Below are 24401 nucleotides of genomic sequence, written 5' to 3'. Positions count from 1 at the left end.
CTAAATTTGTTTGCCTCACTACCTAAATAGCTTGGCTGTTAGAACTCAATCTGTACGAGTGCCCACACAGATGATTGCTTTATATTGTTAAAGAACGTTGCGATTAAAGCGTTTAACTTTAACTCGCTAGGGCTGCGCATATTACGCTTTCCTATTTTTTTGTCAACACTTAATTTTGTTAAACTTAAAAGTTTTCGAAACTAAGTTTTACTCGACTCACTGAGTAGCTCTTGCCTCGCTATGCGTTGCGCTCTGCCGTCTCAGTGGGGTCGCATTATAGGGCGAATCGATTTTAACGCAAGCGTTTTTAAAGGCTTTTTTGCATTTAATTTTTACCCCAAAGATACCCCACCCAGACACACATGTTACCCACAAAACCCTGTGGATAACTCATTTTTTTACGCTGTTTACTAAACTATTTACTGTGCTTGTGGTAAGTTGCGCCCGATATTTACAACTCGTTCACTAGGTAACGCACATGACAGATATAATAAATAGTATAAGTGGTCTCTTATGGGGTCATATTTTAGTGTACTTATTAATAGCAGCAGGGCTATTTTTTACAATACGTCTTGGTTTTATCCAATTTGTACAGTTTCCACATATGATTAAAGTCATGTTTCAAAGTCGTCAAGGCTCTGACGGCGGCATTTCTTCTTTCCAAGCATTTTGTACATCTTTAGCAGCCCGTGTTGGTACTGGTAATATGGCAGGTGTTGCCGTTGCACTTTATTTAGGTGGCGCAGGTGCTATTTTTTGGATGTGGTTAATTGCTTTAATTGGTATGGCTACTAGCTTTGCTGAAAGTACATTGGCACAAGCTTATAAAACACGAGATGAAGAAGGTAACTTCCGTGGTGGTCCGGCCTATTATATGGAGTACGGACTTGGTAAGCGTTGGATGGGTGTTGTCTTTTCATTGTGCTTAATTTTAGCCTTTGGTTTAGTTTTTAACGCAGTACAGTCAAATTCTATTGCTGCGGCTTTTGAAGTCGCCTTTGGTATCCCTAACTATATAGTCGGTATCGCTCTTGTTATTGGGTCAGGTATTATTATATTTGGCGGTCTAAAAACCATTTCTCGATTTGCTGAATTAGCCGTTCCATTTATGGCTGCTGCTTACCTTGTGGTTGCACTTTATATATGTGCTGTAAATTACACTGAGTTACCTGATGTATTTATGCATGTGATCAGAAGTGCTTTTGGTATTGAGCAAGCGGGTGCCGGTGCAATTGGTTATGGGGTAATGCAAGCGATGATCCAAGGGATCAAGCGCGGCTTGTTCTCAAACGAAGCCGGTATGGGGAGTGCTGCGAATGCTGCAGCAACGGCAACACCAAACCCACCTCACCCTGTTTCACAGGGGTATGTACAAATGCTGGGTGTATTTGTAGATACTATTATTATTTGTACTGCAACTGCTGCTCTTATTTTATTATCAGAGCAATTAGTGCCAGGCTCAGATGTAACGGGTATAGCGCTTACACAAGCAGCCCTTGAAGAACATGTAGGCAGCTGGGGTGCCACATTTGTAGCAGTCGCTATTTTGTTTTTTGCATTTACATCTATTGTGGCTAACTACTCGTATGCTGAAACGAACTTATTATTCTTAGAACATAACCACGCATCTGGCATGTTGATCTTCAGGTTATTAGTGTTAGGTATGGTAATGTTTGGTGCATTGGGCGAATTACCACTAGTGTGGACATTAGCTGATGTATCTATGGGCTTAATGGCAATAGTGAACGTAATCGCATTATTTATGCTCTCAGGTGTTGTCGTGTGGCTTGCTAAAGATTATAACGCTCAGCGACGCGCCGGAAAGTTACCGACGTTTGATCCAAGTAAGAACGACAAACTCAATAAAACTATTCCAAAAGGTATTTGGCATAAATAATTAGTTTTTATAACTTCAAGTTAAAAACCCGAAACGGCCATTGTCATTTCGGGTTTTTTATTGATTTAACTTTAATCTAAAAGTTACTGATAACAGTAGTCACTTATAAATTACTAGTGTGAAGATAGACGTTATTAAAGCCGCCCAACCTACCTATAAGCTCACCTTATCCAAACATTATAAGCATCATCCTACAAGTAAATTTAATAACCTATGTAGTAGGTCTGAATGCTTATAACGACATCCCTGCTTAGGTTTATAAACATTACTGCATAACCATAATAACTAACACTGCGCTTATTATACCAATCCGCAATAATACTCAATCATTTTGCGGGGCTAAACGTGTCGCTATCTGTGTTGAAAAATTCTCATTTAGAACAACTAAATAGCGATTTTTTTTGCCTAGCTATCAACCCGTTTTTCCTGCCTCAAAATAGACCGCTTAATTAAGCGAATTGGTATTAAAGAGTCTAGTTTATGATTTAGCTAACGACCTACACTACACCTTGATTAACTTGTAAAAAAGTCTGAAGTGTTCAATGACAGTCTATTGGTGAGCCAAGAGTATGTATCAGACCTTGCAACAAACCATTATTGCTAACAACAGGGGGTAGCAAATTAGTGTGCTTCAAGGGACTTAGTAATAAAGATATGATGATTTAATTAGATTTTACGGAAAGAATATAAAGTGGTGCCCGAGGCCGGACTTGAACCGGCACGACTTGTTAGTCGAGGGATTTTAAATCCCTTGTGTCTACCAATTCCACCACTCGGGCATCGAGTTTGCTAGTTAAAGCGTGTGGAGTAATTATTTGGAGGCGGAACCCGGAGTCGAACCGGGGTAAACGGATTTGCAATCCGGTGCATGGCCACTCTGCCATTCCGCCTAAACATATCAAATAATTTGGAGCGGCACACGAGGCTCGAACTCGTGACCTCGACCTTGGCAAGGTCGCGCTCTACCAACTGAGCTAGTGCCGCATAAAACTTTATCAGTAATTTGTACGTTGGTGCGCGACCATGTCGCGGTAAAACGTTCTGGCAACTGAGTTAGTGCCTCATAAAATAAGTATTTATCAACTTTTAATTAACTTGGTCAATAATTAAAAGTGGTGCCCGAGGCCGGACTTGAACCGGCACGACTTGTTAGTCGAGGGATTTTAAATCCCTTGTGTCTACCAATTCCACCACTCGGGCATCGAGTTTGCTATTTAAAGCAAGTGGATAAAACTAATATGGAGCGGCACACGAGGCTCGAACTCGTGACCTCGACCTTGGCAAGGTCGCGCTCTACCAACTGAGCTAGTGCCGCATCATATTAATTCTAAATAATATTTTTTATAAGTTACATATTGGTGTATGTAACCAAACCACAACGTGGTGCCCGAGGCCGGACTTGAACCGGCACGACTTGTTAGTCGAGGGATTTTAAATCCCTTGTGTCTACCAATTCCACCACTCGGGCATCGAGTTTGCTAATTAAAGCGTGTGGAGTGTTGATTGGAGGCGGAACCCGGAGTCGAACCGGGGTAAACGGATTTGCAATCCGGTGCATGGCCACTCTGCCATTCCGCCTCAATACTAGGTTAGCTTTAAGATAAACTGGAGCGGCACACGAGGCTCGAACTCGTGACCTCGACCTTGGCAAGGTCGCGCTCTACCAACTGAGCTAGTGCCGCTTTGTTTATCTAGGGGGCTATGCCCTCTCAACACGGACGCATTCTACAGAGATTATTAAACGCGTCAACACAAAAAATGCTACTTTTGAACTGTTTGATTATTTTTTATCTAAAATGGTGCGTTATTAGACGTTTACAATCAATTTTTGGTCAATTCTGCCCATGCTGCAACTAAATATTGCACCATAGAACTGAGCGTTAAAAACGTCGCTATATAAAGTAAGCCATAGCTTAAATACATCATCCAGGTATCGTACTGCCAAATTAGGCCAATAATGGCTAACATTTGCGCTGCGGTTTTTAACTTACCCATATCGGATACAGCTACATTGCCGCGTTTGCCTTGCTCAGCCATCCATTCTCGTAGCGCCGATATAACAATTTCACGGCTTATAATAATAAGTGCAGGAATAGTCATATACAAAGATTGATAATGCTCAGATAAAGCAACCAAGGCAGCGCACACCATTACTTTATCAGCAACAGGGTCTAAAAACGCACCAAAAGGCGTTGATTGTTCAAGCTTACGCGCTAAATAGCCATCGAGTATGTCAGTGATTGAAGCAAGCCAAAAAATAAAGGCAGCAACAAAGAATGCCCATGAATAAGGCATATAAAATATCACCAAAAAAATGGGGATAAGAAAGAGTCTAAACGTTGTGAGTGTGTTTGGAATATTCCACATAACTACTTGGATATGTCTTTTTTTCTATATTCGCACATAGGGCTAGCCCTTGTCATGCAAATGGTTAAATATCTTCTCAGCCATGTCAGGACTGATCCCAGGAACTTTCTTTAGCTGTTCTATATTAGCAGCTTTTACGCCTTGCATGCCCCCTAAATATTTTAATAATGTTTGTCGACGCTTTGAACCAACGCCATCTATTTCTTCTAATAGCGACTGAGTTCGCTGTTTTTGACGCTTATTTCGATGTCCTGCAATAGCAAAGCGATGCGACTCATCGCGAATATGCTGAATTAAATGCAGTGCGGGTGCATCCGAATCCATAGGAATAGTTTTACGCCCACCGTCAATAAGTAAAGTTTCAAGGCCTGGTTTACGGCTAGTGCCTTTTGCAACCCCAACTAATAGTGGCATTTTTGCATGCGGCCAGTTTTCAAAGTATTGTTCTGCCCTACCTAATTGGCCTTTACCACCATCAATAAAAATAACATCAGGAATTTTATCTTCATCCACTAACTTGTTATAACGTTTGTTTAGTGCAAATTCCATAGCGGCGTAATCGTCGCCACCGGTTATGCCCGTGACGTTGTAACGACGATATTCTTTATTGTTAGGCCCTTGAGAATCAAAAACAACACAACTGGCCACGGTGTTTTCGCCCATGGTGTGGCTGATATCAAAACATTCCATGCGATTAATGTCATCAAGACGCAAGGCAGCCTTTAATTGAGCATAACGCTTGTTTATAGAGTCTTGAGTGCTTTGCTTAACCGTAATACTATTTAATGCGTTTTTATTGGCTAACTGTAAGTACTGTGCTCGCTCACCACGGGTAACCACTTTAAGCGATACTTTACGTTCACTAATTTGAGTTAGTGCTTCGCTGAGCGCATCACTTTCTTCAATTTCAAATGGTAAGATGATTTCTTTGGCAATGCGTCCTGTTGCTCCCGGTGCTAAGTAATATTGGCCTAAGAAAGAGGTTAAGATTTCCTGCTCCTGTGAGTCTTTAGGCACCTTTGGAAAGTAAGTCTTACTACCCAGCACTTTATGATCGCGGATCATTAGTAGATGAATCCCATTTAAGCCATTTAAATGGGCAAAACCTACAACATCCATTTCAGCAAAATTACCTGAGATAGACTGCTGTTCCTGCATTTTACGCAATAGCATAATTTGGTCGCGAACTTTAGCTGCGAGTTCAAAGTTAAGCTGCTCACTGGCTTTTTCCATTTTAGCGATAAGTTCGGCTATTACTTCATGGGATTTACCGGTTAAAAATTTACGGACATAATCAACTTGCTGCGCGTATTCATCTTCAGAGACTTTATTAACACACGGCGCAGAGCAACGTTTTAATTGGTATTGCAAGCATGGCCGACTACGCGCACGGTAGTAAGCGTCTTCACATTGACGTACCGGAAATATTTTTTGCATTAAGCGCAAACTTTCTGATACGGCTCCAGCGCTTGGAAACGGGCCAAAATATTCGCCTTTTACTTTTCTGCTACCACGATGAAAGGCTAAACGAGGGTGCTTATGATTCGTGAGTAATATGTACGGGTACGATTTATCATCACGTAACAGAATATTATAACGTGGCTGATATTTCTTAATGAGGTTATTTTCGAGCAGAAGCGCTTCTGTTTCTGTATTAGTAAGTGTGACTTCAATATTACAAATATTACTCACTAAAACACGGGTTTTGCTGTCGGTAATGTTGCTGCGAAAGTAACTGCTCACCCGTTTTTTTAAACTTTTAGCTTTACCGACATAAATAACTTGGTTGTCATTATCGAGCATGCGATAAACGCCAGGCTCACTCGATAATGTTTTTAAAAACTGGGCATGATCAAATTCAGACATATATATCGACTAGTAAGAGATATCTATATCAATCATTTTGTAACGTATGGCTAAATGAGTAAGCTCTACATCGCCCCCTACGTTAAGCTTTTCAAACATACGATAGCGATAACTGTTTACTGTTTTAGAGCTTAAATTTAAGCGCTCAGCAATATCCTGTGCTTTTTCACCTTTGGTGATCATCAGCATAATTTGCAGTTCACGCTCAGACAAACTTTGAAATGGGTTTTCATCAGTTCGCCCAGTAACCTGCGCAAGCGCAATTTGCTGTGCTATTTCTGGCGCAATATAACGTTGCCCTGCATGCACGCAACGTATAGCACGCACCATTTCATCAGATCCTGCCCCCTTGGTTAAAAAACCATGAGCACCAATTTGCATAACCTTGCTCGGAAATGGGTCTTCACAATTAACTGTAAGCACAATAATTTTTACATCGGGACAATAACGGCAAATCTTTTTAGTTGCCTCAAGCCCGCCCATACCAGGCATGTTCATATCCATTAATACTATATTTGGCGCATGTTGACGACAAAACTGCACAGCCTCTTCGCCTGTTTTAGCTTCACCTATTACTTTAAAACCACGTATGTCATCAAGAATACGTCTGATCCCTGTGCGCACAAGTTCATGGTCATCAACTAAAAGTACGTTAATCAATGGAACACCCTCACTAGCCTAATAAGATGCAAGTTAACAAAATTAATTTTCAACATTAGCATAGATAATACGAAACCATAACTAATATTATGCTTTCGCCGTCGGTCGCTATGACCCAATATTGTCAAAGCGTATTTACCTATCGTAGGTAAATACGCCATAGTGATTTAAGCTGAGGCTTTTTCACTAAAACGGTCTACCCACAAAGCAATGATACCGTCGCCAGTTACATTACACGCAGTGCCGAAGCTATCTTGTGCAAGGTACAGCGCAATCATTAGTGCCACTGCACCTTCGTTGAAACCAAGCATACTAGTTAATAAACCTAACGCCGACATTACCGCGCCACCTGGGGCACCTGGTGCAGCAATCATAACCACACCTAGCATCATAATGAATGGCAGCATAGCCATTAGTGAAGGTACTTCCATGCTAGGCGATAAAAACATCACAGCCATAGCACAGGTAACTATTGTAATTGTTGAACCTGATAGATGAATAGTGGCACATAATGGGACTGTAAAGTTAGCTACATCTTCTTTAACATTATTTGCTTTACTTGATTGCAAAGAGACTGGAATGGTTGCCGCGCTCGACATGGTTCCTAATGCAGTAAAGTACGCAGGTAGCATGTTTTTAATTAGCTCAATAGGATTACGCTTAAGTAATAGACCCGATACAATATAAAGCACACTCAACCATAACCAATGCATCACTAATGCGGCAATGAGTACTACACCAAAGGCCTGTAATGTATCAACAACGGTACCTGCCACGGTCATTTCAGCAAACACACCCGCAATGTAAAACGGTAATGCTGGGATAATTACTTTAGCAAGTAAACCATCTATAATATCGCGCCCTTGATCAGACACCGTTTTTAATGTGTCTAAACCTAGCTGGCTCATACCAATACCAAATACAAATGCTGTGACTAAAGCAGTCATTACACCCATTAATGGTGGAATTTCTAAGTCAATAAAGCTACCTACCTCGGTGACTGCTTCAGCTTCAAATGAAATTCCACCGCTTAGGAACGGAATAATCGCTGTGACTAATAAAAACGCTAAGGTACCGGCAATAATTGTTGAGCCGTAAGCAAAACCAACCGTTTTTCCCAGTAAATGCCCTGATCCTTTAGGAAGCCCGGCAATCCCAGAGGCAATAAAAAACAAAATAATCAGTGGAATTGTAAAACTAATAAGCTGGCCAATAAGCTCTTTTACTGTGTATAAAAGCTCAACGCCAGTTAAGGGAATATAGAGTCCGACTAAAATACCGGCCACAATACCGGCAATTAATTTTAAGATTAACTTCATGGTGATTACTTTATTGAATTTAGATAATGTGTTTTTATCATGTTTTGAATAGTTTGTGTCAATAAACTGTTCAACCGCAGTTCATTTGCACAATTAACCAACAAAATATAAGTATGTAGTGTTGATTTGTTTAAATAACGACTACATAAACAAAAAATACAGTACAAAGTTAAAAACGAACAAATGGCCTCAAGTTCACCTTTTTAATAACTAAAAAAATAACAGGTTGAGTTTTTAGTTCAATCCGTTATAAGCGGAATTAATATATGTTATAGCCAAAGCTTACTTTAACTTTTTTTATCTCACAGTAAAGTAGGCTTATAAAGTTAACAGACTAACTGTTAATGTGTTGATCAGATTGTACCTAAAGGAACATTATGTCTACTATTTTTGAAGATAACTCACTAAGCATCGGTAACACACCGTTGGTAAAACTTAACCGTGTTACAGGTGGGAATGTATACGCTAAAGTTGAGTCGCGTAACCCAAGCTTTAGTATTAAATGCCGTATTGGTGCATCGATGATTTGGGAAGCTGAAAAATCAGGTCAACTTACCAAAGATAAAGAGCTTATAGAGCCAACATCAGGTAACACGGGCATTGCACTGGCATTTGTAGCAGCCTCACGCGGCTACAAATTAACGCTTACAATGCCAAACACCATGAGCTTAGAACGTCGTAAGCTATTAAAAGCACTCGGTGCTAATCTTGTACTAACAGACGGTGCTAAAGGTATGAACGGTGCTATTGCTAAGGCCAAAGAAATTCAAGCATCAGCCCCTGAAAAGTTTATTTTATTACAACAATTTGAAAACCCTGCAAACCCTAAAATTCACTTTGAAACAACTGGCCCAGAAATCTTTGATGCACTTGATGGCAAAATCGATTTCTTTGTTGCAGGCGTTGGTACTGGTGGAACTATCACAGGTGTAAGCCGTTATCTTAAAAAAGAAAAAGGCTTAGATGTAAAATCAATCGCTGTAGAGCCAAGCCACTCTCCGGTAATTAGCCAAACACTTGCTGGTGAAGAAGTAAAACCTGGGCCACATAAGATTCAAGGTATTGGTGCAGGCTTTATTCCTGGGAATTTAGACCTATCAATAATTGATGGTGTAGAGCAAGTCTCTAATGAAGAATGTATAGCAATGTGTCACGAGCTAATGAAAAAAGAAGGGATTTTAGTTGGTATTTCATCAGGTGCAGCTGTGGTTGCAGCGAAACGTATTGCTGAACGTCCTGAAAATGCAGATAAAAATATTGTGGTTATTTTGCCAAGTGCAACAGAGCGCTACTTATCAAGCCCGATGTTTGACGAAGAGTTTAGCGAACAAGAGCTTGTGCAATAATCAAGCGATCTGATTAAAAAAGGATGTTTTTTAACATCCTTTTTTATTGCTTTTTTAATAAGTTACTATCTATTTAGTTCACTCCTCTTTACATCTTCTCCATTCCATCACACACTTTATGTATAAGTAATCAACCTGACCAAATATGAAAACAATTTTAACCATTTTTGTGCTCATTTTTAGTATTTTGATCGTTGGCTGTAATGAAAATACTAAACCTAAAGAGCAGTACATTGACAATGATCGTCCAGGCGACACTGCTACTGTGTATTTTGATGCGCTTTATAACCAGCATAACTTGCAAAAAGCCAGCGATTTCGCAACACCTAAATTAGCCCGCATAATGAAATCGTATGGGACGGCGAAACAGTTTGCGCGTAGTCTTATTAATTTACAGTACGATGAAGTTGTGATTGAAATTGATATGTCAAATTCAAGCCTGCGAGAACAGTATGGCAATCAAGCTAAAATAAACATTGTGTTTACCGGTTATTTTAATGGTAAAAAAATCGATGATTTCCGCAGCATTGAAATGCTTAAAATAAAAGGTAAGTGGTACGTAGATAAAATCATCGCCGATCCTTACGGGCGCTGATCAGTCATTCGGAGCCTTAGTAACGATAACCGTATATTCGAGCTTAAAAAATACACAACATAAAAAAGCCTTAAATCATAAATTTAAGGCTTTTTTATTATCTTCTTTATTATTATAACTCAGCGTTAGATGTCTTCTGGTTTAAAGTTATCAACCGCAATAGCCTGCATTCTTAGCTTATTAGCATGATGCATTGCCTCACCATCAACCTTCGTTACGAGCTCGTGTTCAAGTGCGTAATCAATCGCTTGTTCAATATCATAGGTGGCAGGCACCTTGCCTTTTCGTTGCCACTGTTTCAACTGCTTAAATTGATTGTGCATATCGTGCATTGCTAAGAAAGCATTTTCCATAACACCCGTTCCGGCATTTTCATCCACATAACACAAATGGGTAAGTCTATTTCTAAATACCCCTGGTTGAGTCATGTGATCGCAAATACGCTGGGCAATCGCATCACTTGGTTTGTGATAATGGTTACCTAATGGAAAAACAATACGCTTAAGTGCAAAGTTAATCACTGGATTAGAAAAGTTTTTAAAGAAGCCATCAAATGCTTGGCCTATTGCATATAACGATGTCTCTATAGCATATTTTACAAAAGGCAAATCAGCTTGTTGACGCCCTTCATCTTCAAAACGCTTTAATACCGTTGATGCAATATATAAATGACTTAACACATCGCCTAAACGTGCCGATATCATTTCTTTACGTTTAAGTTCACCACCTAACATCAACATTGCAACATCCGTTGTAAACGCCAATCCTCGGCTCATTCTACCTAATTGTTTATAATAGACGGCCGTCTCTCCACACACAGGCGCTTTAGCAAAGTAGCTGCGAGTTAAACCATGCACCAAGGCCATACTTGCATTACTCAGTGCAAATACAATGTGCTTCATTAACAAGCCATCAAATTGCTCAAGTGCAGCATCATCGTCATCCATTGCTGCAACTTCCATTTCTTTTAACACAAAAGGATGACAACGGGTTGCACCTTGGCCAAATATCATAAGGTTACGGGTAAGAATATTGGCGCCCTCTACGGTAATAGAGACGGGAATACCCATATAACCGTGTGCTAAATAGTTATTAGGCCCAACCTGAATCCCTTTACCTGCATGAATGTCCATTGCATCATTCATTACCGTTCGACCCATTTCTGTCATGTGGTACTTTGCAATTGCAGTTACTACTGACGGGCTTAGCTTTAAATCAATAGCACCAGCTGTCATTAATCGGCATGATTCCAATGCATAAGTTAGTCCACCAATACGTGCCAACCCTTCTTGTACGCCTTCAAATTGCCCAATTGACACGCCAAACTGTTGGCGTACAACTGTATAAGCCGAGGTCATCTTAGCTGCCAAGTGCCCTGTTGCTGTGCTTAATGCCGGTAATGAAATACCACGCCCTGCGCTTAAACACTCTACTAGCATGCGCCAACCGCGCCCTGCCCCTTGCTGGCCACCTATAATCCAATCAAGCGGAATAAATACATCCTTACCGTACGTTGTGCCATTCATAAACGCCATGTTAAGTGGGTAATGACGCTCGCCTGTTTTAACACCTGGGTGATCAGTTGGAATAAGTGCACACGTTATTCCGAGCTCTTTTTCATCGCCTAACAATCCATCTGGATCGTACATTTTAAATGCAAGACCTAACACAGTCGCCACAGGCGCAAGGGTAATGTAACGTTTTGACCAATTTAAACGCAGTCCCAACACTTCCTTACCATCATGCTCGCCTTTGCACACCACGCCTGAATCTGGAATACTGCCAGCATCAGAGCCAGCCTCTGGGCCCGTTAATGCAAAACAAGGTACATCGTCGCCTTTTGCAAGGCTAGGTAACCAACGATTTTGTTGCTCAGTTGTTCCGTAATGCAGTAATAACTCACCAGGACCTAAGCTATTTGGTACCATGACCGTTACGGCGGCCGTTAAGCTTTTAGTCGCAATTTTTGACACTATGGTGGAATTAGCAATAGCAGAGAATTCAAGACCCCCAAATTTTTCAGGGATGATCATTGCAAAAAACCCTTCGGTTTTTAAAAAGTCCCAAACCTCTAAAGGTAAATCTTTGTCTTTTTGTACAATTTTATAGTCATCAAGCATGGCTAATAAAGTTTCAACTTGATTATCTATAAATGCAGTTTCTTTTTCACTTAACTTAGGTCGCGGATAATTATGTAATTTTTGCCAGTCAGGCTCACCACTAAATAACTCGCCATCCCACCAAACATCGCCTGCTTCCATGGCTTCTCGCTCTGTTTGCGATAATGGCGGCAACACCTTTTTAAACATCTTAAAAGTAGGTCGAGTAATTAAATTAAGGCGGATATCTTTAATCGCAAACACCACGACCACCACAACCAGTAATATAATAAATACTGACATAAGCACATTCCTTTTACAGTTATAAAAACATTGATTTAATTATGACCGATCTTAATTTAAATACAATGGGCTGTCAGACGAGTGCCACTAAATGATGAAGTTATTCTATTGCGATTACAATATAACGATGAGTAAAGTCACTAATTTATTACACACAGCAAAAAGCCCACAAAATGTGGGCTTTTTACTACTTAACTGGTTTTAATTATTTAATTAAAACTGAAAACGCATGTTAGCAAAGTAAGCATCGTTATCTGAGTCATCTGCGTTGTTGCCGTAACCCACTTTTAAACCAATGTTTTTATTGATGAAGTGTTGAGCACCAAAGCTGTAGTTGTCTTCTTTATCGTAAGCTGCAAATACAGAAGTCGCTTTAGAGAAATAGTAGTTTGTTTCTACGTTCCATTGATCATCTGCTTCGTCAAGGCTTACAAATGTACCTTCTACTGTTAAGTAGTTACCTTGTTGTAAATCAACAAAGTATTTAGCAGCTACTGAACGAGAATCAAAATCATCATCTGATTCTACAGTGATACCTACGTAATCTGTATCGTTTAGCATGTGGTTGTATGCTAAAGAAAAGAATGTAACGTTATCACCATCTTTTTGATCAACAAATCTTACTTTTGCAAGTAAGTCAGGGTTGAAGAAGTAACCAGCAGAAAGTGTGTATGACTCGTTGTTAGAGTTGTAATCAGCATTTTGGTAAGACGCACCAACAACAAAATCTTCAACGAAGTATTCACCACCAATAGCAGTCACATCGCCAAAATCGTCATCAGCGTAGCCACCAAATACGTTGCTTTGCTTGTTAATGTATTCGAATTGGTCGTATGGACCTAGTGTGCTCTTTGGAGAGAAGTAGTAAGTAGAGTCCACGCTGATAGTATCGTTGTTATCAGTATCTGTGTAGCCTAAGTTACTGATTGATTGATAGCTATCTGCAGCGTGTGCAGCACTTGATAATAAAAGACCTGAAATAATAATTGCTAACTTTTTCATAATGAAACATCCCTATGTACATTGTTTTTGTACTTTAACTACATTGCTAAAGTGGGGGTATGCTAACGCCGCGAAACTGAACGAAAACTGAATCAAGCAATTGTATTTGTTAGGGAATTTGTAAGAAAGTGTTGGAGTAATTTATGTTAAAGTAATCGCAACAAGCTGTAAACAATTACTTTAATTTTACACCGATTTTTGTTTGTTTCTATAATGAATACTGGCTGATTATCCTATAAACATCATTTATGTTATCACCTGCTTTAAAGTCCTTGCTAATAGGCGTTGGATCTGAACCTACCCATATTTTTAACTCGGCGTCTAAATCAAAGTGCCCCGCACTCTCTTTACTGAATTTAGTAATTTTAGAATAGGCAATACTGATCATTTCCATTTTAGACCCTGTCACGCCTTGCTTATCGATTAAAATAAGTCGCTTATTAGTAAAGATAAACATATCACGGACAACTTTATACGCTTTTTCAACTTGCTCACCTTCAATAAGGGTATTTGCCAACACTTTCTCTAAATCAGCGTCATCCACTTCACTGGCATTACCCATTAAACCACTAAATAGTCCCATTATAGTTTCTCCTGTTTAAATATTTGATTTTCTAATGTATGGCCATTTACTAACTGCCGATACTGCCAATTATGTTGGCGACAAAATTGCAATAGTGCTATATCGAGCGGATCACTGGTTGGTTGATACTCAATCACGTACTCTTTGTGCTGGCTCATATAAACACGACTCACCCCCTCAAGTGCTTGGAGTTGTTGCTCCACATTTTGATACACGTCGCTAAGCATTAAGGTGTAAAAGTGCTTATCGGTGTTCACTGCTTTAGTTTGGTGCTCGCTTAATACGCCTTTATCCAAATGGAGTACTTGGGAACACAGTCGTTCTAATTCAGTTAAATCATGTGAACTTAAAATAAACGTCGCTTGGTCACTTAACTGAGATACCAACTCGCGCACTTCTCTGGCATGAATAGGATCAAGCCCTGCCGTGGCTTCATCTAACATTACAATTTGTGGTGAGCCAATTAATGCTTGCGCTATGGTTACACGCTTGCGCATACCGTGGGATAAATCCCCAGCGCGGTTTTTTGCAATTTCGCTAAGGCCCACTAAATCAAGCACACGAAGTGCCTCTACGTGGCTTTGCTTAGTACTCATGCCTTGTAGCTTGGCATAAAAACTAAGTTGTTTATCTATATTAAAACGCGGATCAAGCTGGGCATCTTGCGGTAATGCACTCACTTTATTAAATAAAGCAGCGCTGCCTGGTTTATGGCCGAGTATTTCAAGCTCTCCCATGCTAGGGGCTATATAGCCGCACAGCAAACTAAATAAAGTAGTTTTTCCTGCGCCATTAGGGCCAACAAGCGCAACGGGAGCACCTTTTTGAATCTCAAAATTCACATTATTAAGAGCCAGTTTTGAGCCGTACGATTTACTTAAATTACACCCTGTGATTAATGATTTCATAGTGAGCTCCTTGCAAAAACACGTTGCGCAACCACAAGTAGCACCGCTGTTTGCACAAGCGGAATAGCCAATGCACTCAATAGCGGTAAGTTCTGTCCCGCTAATAACTCTATTTGCACACCAGGGAATAAATAATCAAGCACACTTAATGCGGGTATTTGCCACTCCAGCAATCCAACAATAATGCCACCGGCTGTAAAATATAAAATGGCTAACACAATAGATAAGCGAGATGAGCTCGCAAAAGTATTAATCAAACTCATTAACGCAACAAACGGCGCAAAAGTAACAATGAGAATTAAAAATATTGAAACTGCACGGCCAACGCCACCAGCAAGTAAGCTCGGATCGCGAAACCCGAGCACCGCCAATGTCGCTACCAATGTAATGCCAACTAAACAGGTTAGTACCGCTAACTGCCCTAAAAATCGACCAAAGAGTATTTCAAAGCGGGTTGAGCGCAGTGATAAAAACCTTAAAGTCCCCCTCTCTCTGTCACCCACAGTTTGATCACTACAAATAAATAAGCTAAAAACAGGAAAACTATACAAGGCAATCAGCCAATACATAGCAAATTCGGCTTCAGGCCAATCAAGTAACTTATTTAATCCAATAGAGCCGGAAATATCACGGGCTATTTGTTCAAAATCGGGGGAGCTGATAATGCCCACTGCCTGCCCTATGGGGTAACGTAAAATAACAAGCCACACTAGCGCAAAAGCCGCCAGTGCAATAAGTCCTCGTTTAGTTAAAAACATACGTACAAGCTCAAAACCCGCAATTTGAGTTAAGCGCCCTACGTTTATTGGTAATGGTGTTGCCATTGACTATCCTTAATGACGTTGTTCATGCTTTAAAATAAGCGTTATTTAACAACACTAAGTGTAAACACGTTGAATTGCTAGCAAAAAAAAGCCTACTCAGAGGTAGGCTTTGTAACAAATAATGTAATTTAAACAATTAATAATTATAAATGTTGCTCATAAATAGCGAATGCTTGCTGTAAGTCGGCAATTAAATCTTCAGCATCTTCTAAGCCAATGTGCAAACGAATAACAGGTCCATGCTCCCATCCTGTTTGCGAGCGCAGCCCTTTCATTGATAGGTTTGCCGTTACTAAGCTCTCAAAGCCTCCCCAAGAAAAGCCCATTTTAAAATGCTGCAAGCTATCTAAAAAAGCATCAATGGCCTTTTGGTTACCGGTTTTCATTACAAACGAAAACAAACCATTACTACCGTCAAAATCGCGTTTGAAAAATTCATGCCCAGGACATGTTTCAAATGCTGGGTGGCGAATATGATCAACTAACTCGTGCTGCTCTAACCATTTAGCAACCTCAATAGCCGCTTTTTCATGCTGATTTAATCGCACCGCCATGGTACGCAAACCTCGTAGTGCTAAATACGCATCATCTGCACTGGTGCATTGCCCGAGTAAATAAGAGTGTTCACGAAGTGTTGGCCAATATTTTTTATTCGCTACAGCTACGCCCATCATCACATCTGAATGACCTACAATATATTTGGTTGCCGCTTGAATACTAATATCAACACCATGTTCAAGTGGGCGATAGTGCAAACCATTACCATAAGTGTTATCAAGCACCGTCATCACATTATGATCATTTGCAACTTGCACCATAGCGGGAACATCTTGAATTTCCATGGTAATTGAACCCGGAGATTCTAAAAACAACACTTTGGTATTGTCTTGAATGTACTCTTTTATATCTGCGCCAATCATGGGCGGATAATAGGTCGTAGTAATGCCCAGCCCCGCTAAAATCTTGTCGCAAAAATCACGGGTTGGCTCGTAAACAGTATCCACTATTAAAATATGATCACCGGACTTTAAAAACGATAACAATGTTTGGCTTATCGCTGCCGCGCCACATGGGTATAAGGCACAGCCTTCACCCCCTTCGAGTTCAGTAATTGCCTCTTGCAGGGCAAAATGCGTAGTGGTACCACGACGGCCATAAAATAACGTTTTATCACCGCGTGTTTTAGCCGCTTCTTTAAGCTCACTCACAGAATCAAACACAATCGTTGAAGCACGCTGTACCACAGGATTGACTACGCCATGGGTGTACGCTTTTTTGCGCCCTGATGAGACTAACTGAGTATTTTTATTTTTGCTCGACATGATTCATCCTTCTATCTGAGTACGCCAATATTCAATTAAATAACGCGAAATTGAATCAGCTCTAGGTAGCTTTAAATGCTCCCCTTGATGGTGCCAATCTTTAAATTGCGCAAGTTCTTCGCGAGAAAACCACTTTGCATCTTCAAGTTCATCTTGCTCTGTGCTTATTTCATCACTGCTTGCTGTGGCAATAAAACCTAGCATAATTGACGAAGGAAACGGCCAAGGTTGCGAAGCAATATATTCAGCTTTTTCCACAGTAATACCCGCCTCTTCTTTTACTTCTCGGATCACGGTTTGCTCAAGGGTTTCACCAGGGTCAACAAAGCCTGCAAGCGATGAATACAATCCTTTTGGCCAAGTTGCTTGGCGACCCAATAAGCAGCGTTCAATCCCATCAGAAAATGTTCTAGTTACTACCATAATAACCGCAGGATCGGTACGCGGAAAAGTCTGGTGCAAACACGCAGGATTGTCGCATAATCGAGAGTGACCCGCTTCAACTAAGTGATTTTTGGTACCACAACGACCACAAAAACTATGAGTGGCATGCCAGTAACACAACCCACGGGCAAGCGCTGCATTTGAGCCATCTTCAAGCGCCACCTGTGTACCAAACTGGCGAATATCTGCAAACTGGGCGCCATCAATAATCGTTGCTAATAACGACTCTTCGAGTGCGGTTACATCTAGCGCAAATACGGCATTATCCTGCTCATTTGAACCTAAAAAAATAGCCTGCGTTAAATCTAAATGTGCCACCTGTAGGTAAGCCAAATACACCACCTCAGGGCTACTGTTAGCAAATAAGGTGTGATTGCCTTTAACTAAAAGCCATAAGCTGTCTGCTGTTTTTTTTGCGTCTACCCAAGTAGGGTCTTTGCGCGCATTTGAGCCTCTGTCTAATGGCATATTACTGTAGTTAAGCATGTAATTCCTTGATACTAATTGATTCTTAAAATTACCATAATCATCCACTAAACCCAATTTATTACCGCCATAAAAAAAGCCTAAATTAGGCTTAATTAATCTATGCACCCGCTGTATTAAAAATGCTCATGTTGAAGGTGGGCATTCTGCTCAAAAATACACCGAACCAACGCAGCGCTTATACTTTTTAAAGTAGTAACTGATTGTCAATTAAATGAAATTGCTCAGCACTTTGCTTAAGTACCTCTGCGGTTAATTTATCAGCACCGTATACATCACACGGAACATTGTATTGATTTTTTAAGTGCCCAAGTAATAACGCAAAGTCACCGTCACCCGAGAGTAAAATAACCTTATCAAGCTGCTTTCCCTGCTCTAACATATCTATGGTTATACCTACATCCCAATCGCCTTTGGCACTGCCGTCACGGCGTTGAATAAAGGGTTTTAGTTTTACTTCAAAGCCAATAGCGCGCAAAATATTTTGAAACTGATTTTGCTTTTCATCACCTCGGTATATTGCATAAGCAAACGCACATTTAATATCGTATTGTTGCTCTATCATTCGCCAAAAGGCATTGTAATCAAAGTTTTTACCGTAGCTCTCGCGACAGGTGTAATAAATATTTTGTACATCGACAAAAATACCTACACGAGGTTTACTGCTTTGTTGTGAGGTCATTATTATGTCCTAATGAGTAATACTTGCAATTGCGTGTTAAGTAACCTAAATTAGTTACCAAACCCAATGTAACCAAATACGGTTACATTTTAAGATGTAACCAAAATTAGTTACATATAAATAATCTATCTGGATTTATATGATTGGTGTGATCAGCGGCGATATAATTAAATCGCAAAAAATACCTAAACAACAATACGATGCCATGCTTTATCAGCTAGAGCAAAGTTTACGTGCAAATTGTAATAAAACAACATCTTGGGATATTTACCGTGGGGATGCATTTCAGCTGCAAGTAGAAAAAAGTGAACGGTTAGTTACCACCGCTATTCTTATCTATCTACAGCTCAAATCTGCCGGCTATGAATTGCGTCAAAGCATGGCATTGGGACACATAGATAACCCTGGTACGAGTATAAAAACCGCTACAGGCTCTGCGTTTACTCTCTCTGGTCATGAGCTAGATAAAATGACAAACCAGCGCTTTACATTTGCTATTGCAAAACAACCAGTTGATGAGAGCTTTAAGCTAAACCTAGCGTTTGTCGATGTATTACTGTGTAAAATAACCCAAAAACAAGCAAATGCTTTGTATGTATATTTAACCCATACTAATAACAACCATGCAGCCTTAGCTAATGAGCTCAACACCAGCCGAGAAAACGTTACTAAGCTGCTTAATCTTGCTAACTATCAGCTGATAGAACGATTTATTTTACATGCACAACAACAGCTTAAAAGCATACAGCAAGGACATGACTAATGGAATTTTCACTATTACTCGTTGCACTGATTATTGGCCACTTACTCGCTGATTTTTATTGGCAACCCATGAGCTGGGTAAACGACAGAAACACCCGTCATTTTAAAGCAAAAAAACTTTACTACCATGTATTGATTCACGGAGTTACCAGCGCTGTCGTTGTTGCACTTTGGGAATATAGCTTTGGCTGGCAACAACTAAGCAGCGTATTACTGGCCACCAGTATTATTATGATCAGCCACTACTTTATTGATATTGCAAAATCGTATTCAAATAAAGGCGTGGTGCCTTTTTTATTAGACCAAATTGCCCATATCACCGTCCTTGTTGTGATAAGCATTTGGCTCACTGATAATCAGCAATTTACTAACAATTTTATGGCGTTATTGTTCAACGAAAAAGTGCTGTGGGTTATAACTGGTTACCTTATTATTTTAAGTCCCAGTGCGGTATTTATAAGAATGATGTTAGAGCGTTTAACTAATCACTTTTCTAGTGATGGTAGCCTCCCTTTAGCAGGACAAAGTATTGGTATGCTCGAACGAGTACTTATGCTGACATTTATTTTATTAGATCAGTTTGCTGGGCTTGGGTTTTTAATTGCCGCCAAATCCGTGTTTAGATTTGGCGACTTAAGTGCCAGTAAAGATAAACAACTCACGGAATATGTGATGCTAGGCACGTTACTGAGTGTTAGCGTTACGCTGTTTGTTGGCCTAGGCATTAATTACTTACTGATAAATTAAAAACAAAAAAAGCGCTAACCTTAAAGCTAGCGCTTTTTTTGCAGCTGCGTTTAACTAAACGCAGTGACAATTAGTCGTTATTTGCTGGACGACGACGGCGCTGACCAGTGCCCCCTACCGATTGACGCTTTGCCCAAGGGTTTTGTGCATTCTCGTCTGTTTTTGCTGCTGGCTTTTTAGAGCCACCACGACGTGGGCCTGTACCATTGCCACCATTGTTAGGCTTTTTGCTATTAGGTTTGCTGCTATCAGATTTAGGCTTATTAAATGGTTGTTTTTTCTTTGGCTTTTTAGCAGGCAGTGGGCGAGCATCGAGGGCGCGCTCAGCAACAGGGTTAGCCGGTTCAAAGCCTTCTTCTTCAGCACGAGGAATTAACTCGCCAATAAAGCGTTCAATACCGTATAAATCCACTGCATCGTCGACCGTTACAAACGAAATGGCATGCCCTGATGCACCCGCACGACCAGTTCGGCCAATACGGTGAACATAATCTTCATATACATTAGGTAAGTCGTAGTTAACTACGTGTGGAAGCTCAACAATATCTAAACCACGGGCAACAATATCGGTTGCCACTAATACGCGCACTTCACCACTTTTAAAGCCTTCCAATGCTTTAACACGTGCGCCCTGAGATTTATTACCATGGATTGCTGCGCCAACAATATCATCACGTTCCAGTTGCTTAACTAAACGGTTAGCACCGTGTTTAGTACGGCTAAATACCAGTACTTGTTGCCAATTGTTGCTACGAATTAAATGGCTTAATAAGGCCGTTTTACGCGCTTTATCTACTGCGTACACGCATTGAGTCACGCTTTTAGCAGTCGTGTTTTTGGCAGCGACTGAAATTTCAACCGGATCGTTAATTAACTCTTTGGCCAATGCACGAATGTCGTCAGAAAAGGTTGCTGAGAACATTAAGTTTTGACGTTTTTCAGGCATTTTTGCAATTAAGCGTTTAATGTCGTGGATAAAGCCCATGTCTAACATACGGTCGGCTTCATCTAAAACCAGTACTTCAACGCTATCAAATTTAACCGCGTTTTGATTGTGTAAATCAATTAAGCGCCCAGGTGTGGCCACTAAAATATCAACCCCTTTACGCAGGCGCTGCATTTGTGGGTTAATTTTTACACCACCGTAAACCACAAACGAACTCACATCAGAATGCTTAGCGTATTCTTCAACGTTTTCGCTTACTTGCAACGCAAGCTCTCGGGTTGGCGTTAAAATAAGCGCACGTACATGATTACTTTTTGCTTTAGTGCCCGACGATAAACGCTCAATTAGTGGCAAAGTAAAACCAGCGGTTTTACCGGTACCTGTTTGTGCTGCGGCCATTACATCGCGACGCGCAATAATTGCTGGGATAGCTTGAGCCTGAATAGGCGTTGGCGTTTCATAGCCCTTTTCTAAAACCGCATTAACTAAAGACTGTGATAAACCTAAACCATCAAAACTCATATAAACTCTCTATTTCAAATTAGGCCAAAGTGGCCAGTTGCGCGCATTATACCTTTAGTAGCTCAGAATGCATGCCATTATTTACTTTGTGTCAAATCAATACACACAAATACTAAAAAAGCGGCTAAACAGCCGCTTTTTATTTACCTGAGCATTACATATGCTAAAGGATTATTTTACACCTAGCTCACGTAAACGCTCTTGTAAGTAGCTATCTGCTGTGTAGCGTTCAGATAACACCACATCTGGACGAGGATGCAAAAACAAAGGTAATGAAATACGTGATTTGGTTGTTGCTTTACCTGATGGATTAATTACACGGTGAATCGTTGATGGGAAATAGCCACCTGATGCTTCTTGTAGCATGTCACCAATATTAATAATTAAACTACCAAAATCACATGGCACATCTAACCAACCGCCATCGGTTTTTTGTACTTGTAAACCTGGCTCGTTTGACGCTGGCAATACGGTTAATAAGTTAATATCACCGTGCGCAGCAGCACGAATAGCACCTGGCTCTTCATCACCTGTCATTGGCGGGTAATGTAAAATACGCAACAACGTTTGCTCAGACTGGGCAATCATATCTTTTAAATCGATAGAGAACTTAGCACGGACTTCTTCAGGCGCTTCAGCCTGAACCCAGCTTAATAATGTTGCCGCAAATTCATTAGCTAAACGGTAGTACTCACGCACATCAGCTTCTAATTGAGCAGGAACACGGCCTTTAGGATAAACATGAAAGTACTCTTTAATGTCTTTTACTGTATGGCCTTTAGCAACTTCTGATACCGACGGTGGAAAATAGCCATCTTGCGTTTCTTTTGAAAATAAAAACTCATGCTTCTGCTCTGAGTTAAAAAAGTCTTGCCAATTTTTATAAATAGACTCAACTAAAGATTGCGGAATAGGATGGTTTTTTAATACGCCAAAACCAGTATTTCTCAACGATTCAACAAATTGCGCAGCCGCATCGTCCGCTTTATAATCAACTGTGGGTAATTGCATGGTACATTCCAGTAAGTAGGTTGTTAGAAGCCATTTACCAATTCGCTTGAGTAAAGATCCATTAAATTAACTAAATATTACATGCTAACTACGCAAAAAAATTATATCTACTTGTTCTAGATAAGGTTTTTTAAACGACGATAAACAACGACTTAATACATTAAATTAATCACAGGTTTATGCAAACTGGTATTACATTCAAATATAGCTTAACTACTTAATTCAAGTAATAAAGGCTGCATTTTTATGCTGTGCGAGGATAGACAAACCCCTTTGAAATTATAAGGACATATGTCCGCACTCAATTGGCAAGCCCTTTCTAGCTTGATCGAGATCAAAATAATGCCAATATTGAATTTTCATCCCACCGTACCAATCTCTTATTTATCAGCACCACACACTTTATCAATTAGTTAAGGTATTCCCATGCGACAAAAAGTCTCTTTTAAAAGCGGTGAATTAGAACTTGCTGGACAACTTGAACAGCCCTCTGGTGAGGTGAAATTTTATGCCTTATTTGCCCACTGTTTTACCTGCTCTAAAGATGTAGCGGCTGCAACACGAATAAGCCGCGCACTCACTCAGCAAGGCATTGCTGTATTACGCTTTGATTTTACAGGGCTTGGTAATAGCGACGGTGACTTTGCCAACAGTAACTTTTCATCAAACATTCAAGACTTAGTGGCTGCTGCCAATCACTTAAGAACACACTTTAAAGCACCTCAGTTATTAATAGGTCACAGCTTAGGTGGTGCTGCGGTGCTTGCAGCAGCAGAGCATATACCCGAAGTGTCAGCTATTACGACTATAGGCGCGCCATCAGATGCCCAGCATGTTACTCATAACTTTGCTGCTCATTTAGATGAAATAAACCAATCGGGTGAAGCAAAAGTGTGTTTAGCTGGGCGTGAGTTTACGATTAAAAAGCAATTTATAGATGACATCGCCAAATACGATAACAGCCATATAGGCAAGCTTAAGCGTGCTTTGTTGGTTATGCACTCTCCTATTGATGCCACCGTGAATATTAGTGAAGCCGAAAAAATTTACGCCGCTGCCAAGCATCCAAAAAGCTTTATAAGTTTAGATAATGCCGATCACTTACTCAGCAATAAAGAAGACGCTAACTACGCAGCCGATGTCATTGCTACGTGGGCTAATCGCTATGTTAAATACGAGAAAACACCCTATAGTGCAAAATTAACTAACGGCAGTGTATTAGTTGAAGAAAAAGATCATCAATTCACTCAGCACGTGAGTACTAAAAACCATACATGGCTTGCTGATGAGCCTACTGATGTTGGTGGTAAAAACTTAGGCCCAGACCCTTATGATCATTTACTCGCTGGGCTTGGAGCGTGTACTGCAATGACACTTCGCATGTATGCAAGTCGCAAAGAGTTACCGCTAGAGCATATAAAAGTAGAGCTTAACCATACCCGCAATTACAACCAAGATTGTGATGATTGCGAAAAAACCGGCAATCTAGAGGCCATTACCCGCAAAATAACCTTACAAGGAGATTTAACTGACGCTCAGCGAAATCGATTACTCGAAATAGCCGATAAATGCCCTGTGCATAAAACGCTACATAATAGCCCTTTGGTGGTGAGTGAATTAGTGGAGTGACTAAAGAACATCTAAGATAGCGCAGCTGTGGCTGCGCTATCTTAGATGTTCAATGAAGCAACCTCACAATCTGAGATAAAA

At 40.3% G+C, this 24401-nt stretch carries 20 protein-coding genes and 8 tRNA genes; 6 read left to right on the top strand and 22 right to left on the bottom strand.

The window, feature by feature from the left end:
* Positions 1 to 478 precede the first annotated feature (478 nt).
* A complete protein-coding gene (locus ABZP26_RS06200) occupies positions 479 to 1897 on the top strand; it encodes an alanine/glycine:cation symporter family protein (RefSeq protein ID WP_368485491.1) in 1419 nt (472 codons plus the stop codon).
* Between the two features lie 692 nt (positions 1898 to 2589).
* Here ABZP26_RS06200 and ABZP26_RS06195 read toward each other — a convergent pair.
* The 12 genes from ABZP26_RS06195 to ABZP26_RS06140 all read right to left on the bottom strand — a co-directional run bounded on the left by ABZP26_RS06195 (position 2590) and on the right by ABZP26_RS06140 (position 8109).
* Positions 2590 to 2676: transfer RNA gene (locus ABZP26_RS06195), tRNA-Leu, on the bottom strand.
* A gap of 37 nt (positions 2677 to 2713) precedes the next feature.
* Positions 2714 to 2787: transfer RNA gene (locus tag ABZP26_RS06190), tRNA-Cys, on the bottom strand.
* 18 nt (positions 2788 to 2805) lie between these two features.
* Positions 2806 to 2881: transfer RNA gene (locus ABZP26_RS06185), tRNA-Gly, on the bottom strand.
* 129 nt (positions 2882 to 3010) lie between these two features.
* A tRNA-Leu gene (locus ABZP26_RS06180) sits at positions 3011 to 3097 on the bottom strand.
* Positions 3098 to 3136: 39 nt separating this feature from the next.
* Positions 3137 to 3212 (bottom strand) — tRNA-Gly (locus tag ABZP26_RS06175).
* A gap of 66 nt (positions 3213 to 3278) precedes the next feature.
* Positions 3279 to 3365, bottom strand: a tRNA-Leu gene (locus tag ABZP26_RS06170).
* Between the two features lie 36 nt (positions 3366 to 3401).
* Positions 3402 to 3475 (bottom strand) — tRNA-Cys (locus tag ABZP26_RS06165).
* 28 nt (positions 3476 to 3503) lie between these two features.
* Positions 3504 to 3579: transfer RNA gene (locus tag ABZP26_RS06160), tRNA-Gly, on the bottom strand.
* Positions 3580 to 3718: 139 nt separating this feature from the next.
* Positions 3719 to 4264 carry a CDP-diacylglycerol--glycerol-3-phosphate 3-phosphatidyltransferase gene (gene pgsA / locus ABZP26_RS06155; RefSeq protein ID WP_013464594.1) on the bottom strand — a complete coding sequence of 182 codons (546 nt, stop codon included), beginning with the start codon at positions 4262 to 4264 and terminating at the stop codon, positions 3719 to 3721.
* 42 nt (positions 4265 to 4306) lie between these two features.
* On the bottom strand, positions 4307 to 6130 hold the full coding sequence (gene uvrC, locus ABZP26_RS06150) for an excinuclease ABC subunit UvrC (protein WP_368485490.1): 1824 nt from the start codon (positions 6128 to 6130) through the stop codon (positions 4307 to 4309).
* Positions 6131 to 6139: 9 nt separating this feature from the next.
* The gene (gene uvrY / locus ABZP26_RS06145) at positions 6140 to 6790 is read right to left on the bottom strand and encodes a UvrY/SirA/GacA family response regulator transcription factor (RefSeq protein WP_016899482.1); all 651 of its coding nucleotides are present in this window, start codon (positions 6788 to 6790) and stop codon (positions 6140 to 6142) included.
* Positions 6791 to 6957: 167 nt separating this feature from the next.
* Positions 6958 to 8109, bottom strand: coding sequence for a dicarboxylate/amino acid:cation symporter (locus ABZP26_RS06140; protein ID WP_016899481.1), 1152 nt, complete (start codon positions 8107 to 8109; stop codon positions 6958 to 6960).
* A 377-nt stretch (positions 8110 to 8486) separates the two neighbouring features.
* On the opposite strand from ABZP26_RS06140, the gene cysK reads away from it, so the two are divergent.
* Together cysK and ABZP26_RS06130 are read left to right on the top strand one after the other, a co-directional pair.
* The gene (gene cysK / locus ABZP26_RS06135) at positions 8487 to 9455 is read left to right on the top strand and encodes a cysteine synthase A (protein ID WP_096038312.1); all 969 of its coding nucleotides are present in this window, start codon (positions 8487 to 8489) and stop codon (positions 9453 to 9455) included.
* Positions 9456 to 9600: 145 nt separating this feature from the next.
* Positions 9601 to 10050 carry a hypothetical protein gene (locus ABZP26_RS06130; protein ID WP_013464590.1) on the top strand — a complete coding sequence of 150 codons (450 nt, stop codon included), beginning with the start codon at positions 9601 to 9603 and terminating at the stop codon, positions 10048 to 10050.
* A gap of 125 nt (positions 10051 to 10175) precedes the next feature.
* Here ABZP26_RS06130 and ABZP26_RS06125 read toward each other — a convergent pair whose 3' ends face one another.
* The 8 genes from ABZP26_RS06125 to ABZP26_RS06090 all read right to left on the bottom strand — a co-directional run bounded on the left by ABZP26_RS06125 (position 10176) and on the right by ABZP26_RS06090 (position 18703).
* Positions 10176 to 12452, bottom strand: a complete 2277-nt coding sequence (locus tag ABZP26_RS06125; RefSeq protein ID WP_368485489.1) for an acyl-CoA dehydrogenase — start codon at positions 12450 to 12452, stop codon at positions 10176 to 10178.
* A 213-nt stretch (positions 12453 to 12665) separates the two neighbouring features.
* The gene (locus ABZP26_RS06120; RefSeq protein ID WP_013464588.1) at positions 12666 to 13454 is read right to left on the bottom strand and encodes a putative porin; all 789 of its coding nucleotides are present in this window, start codon (positions 13452 to 13454) and stop codon (positions 12666 to 12668) included.
* A gap of 208 nt (positions 13455 to 13662) precedes the next feature.
* The gene (locus ABZP26_RS06115; protein WP_013464587.1) at positions 13663 to 14037 is read right to left on the bottom strand and encodes a PH domain-containing protein; all 375 of its coding nucleotides are present in this window, start codon (positions 14035 to 14037) and stop codon (positions 13663 to 13665) included.
* Entirely contained in the window at positions 14037 to 14945 is a 909-nt protein-coding gene (locus tag ABZP26_RS06110) for an ABC transporter ATP-binding protein (RefSeq protein WP_368485488.1), read from the bottom strand. Before ABZP26_RS06110 ends, ABZP26_RS06115 begins: the two co-directional genes overlap by 1 nt.
* A complete protein-coding gene (locus ABZP26_RS06105) occupies positions 14942 to 15769 on the bottom strand; it encodes an ABC transporter permease (protein ID WP_024601640.1) in 828 nt (275 codons plus the stop codon). Before ABZP26_RS06105 ends, ABZP26_RS06110 begins: the two co-directional genes overlap by 4 nt.
* 143 nt (positions 15770 to 15912) lie before the next feature.
* Positions 15913 to 17091 carry a cystathionine beta-lyase gene (locus tag ABZP26_RS06100; protein ID WP_024601639.1) on the bottom strand — a complete coding sequence of 393 codons (1179 nt, stop codon included), beginning with the start codon at positions 17089 to 17091 and terminating at the stop codon, positions 15913 to 15915.
* 3 nt (positions 17092 to 17094) lie between these two features.
* Complete coding sequence (nudC, locus tag ABZP26_RS06095; protein ID WP_024601638.1) at positions 17095 to 18021, bottom strand: NAD(+) diphosphatase; 927 nt, start codon at positions 18019 to 18021, stop codon at positions 17095 to 17097.
* A gap of 187 nt (positions 18022 to 18208) precedes the next feature.
* Positions 18209 to 18703, bottom strand: a complete 495-nt coding sequence (locus ABZP26_RS06090; protein WP_024601637.1) for an NYN domain-containing protein — start codon at positions 18701 to 18703, stop codon at positions 18209 to 18211.
* Positions 18704 to 18842: 139 nt separating this feature from the next.
* Here ABZP26_RS06090 and ABZP26_RS06085 point away from each other — a divergent pair, with 139 nt between their 5' ends.
* Both ABZP26_RS06085 and ABZP26_RS06080 read left to right on the top strand, forming a co-directional pair.
* Positions 18843 to 19466, top strand: coding sequence for a hypothetical protein (locus ABZP26_RS06085; protein ID WP_013464581.1), 624 nt, complete (start codon positions 18843 to 18845; stop codon positions 19464 to 19466).
* Positions 19466 to 20212 carry a DUF3307 domain-containing protein gene (locus ABZP26_RS06080; protein ID WP_024601636.1) on the top strand — a complete coding sequence of 249 codons (747 nt, stop codon included), beginning with the start codon at positions 19466 to 19468 and terminating at the stop codon, positions 20210 to 20212. The genes ABZP26_RS06085 and ABZP26_RS06080 overlap by 1 nt, the downstream gene beginning before the upstream one ends.
* Before the next feature lie 70 nt (positions 20213 to 20282).
* Here ABZP26_RS06080 and ABZP26_RS06075 read toward each other — a convergent pair whose 3' ends face one another.
* Positions 20283 to 21680: a DEAD/DEAH box helicase gene (locus ABZP26_RS06075; protein WP_024601635.1), complete on the bottom strand. Its 1398-nt coding sequence runs from the start codon at positions 21678 to 21680 to the stop codon at positions 20283 to 20285.
* Positions 21681 to 21851: 171 nt separating this feature from the next.
* Complete coding sequence (locus tag ABZP26_RS06070; RefSeq protein WP_013464577.1) at positions 21852 to 22691, bottom strand: isopenicillin N synthase family oxygenase; 840 nt, start codon at positions 22689 to 22691, stop codon at positions 21852 to 21854.
* Between the two features lie 426 nt (positions 22692 to 23117).
* On the opposite strand from ABZP26_RS06070, the gene ABZP26_RS06065 reads away from it, so the two are divergent.
* On the top strand, positions 23118 to 24320 hold the full coding sequence (locus ABZP26_RS06065) for a bifunctional alpha/beta hydrolase/OsmC family protein (RefSeq protein WP_013464576.1): 1203 nt from the start codon (positions 23118 to 23120) through the stop codon (positions 24318 to 24320).
* The last annotated feature ends 81 nt before the right edge of the window (positions 24321 to 24401 follow it).

The organism is Pseudoalteromonas sp. SD03, assembly GCF_040937955.1.
Taxonomy (GTDB): Bacteria; Pseudomonadota; Gammaproteobacteria; order Enterobacterales; family Alteromonadaceae; genus Pseudoalteromonas; species Pseudoalteromonas tetraodonis.
The sequence above is the reverse complement of the archived record's forward strand: the minus strand, read 5'-3'. Positions and strand labels throughout refer to the sequence as shown.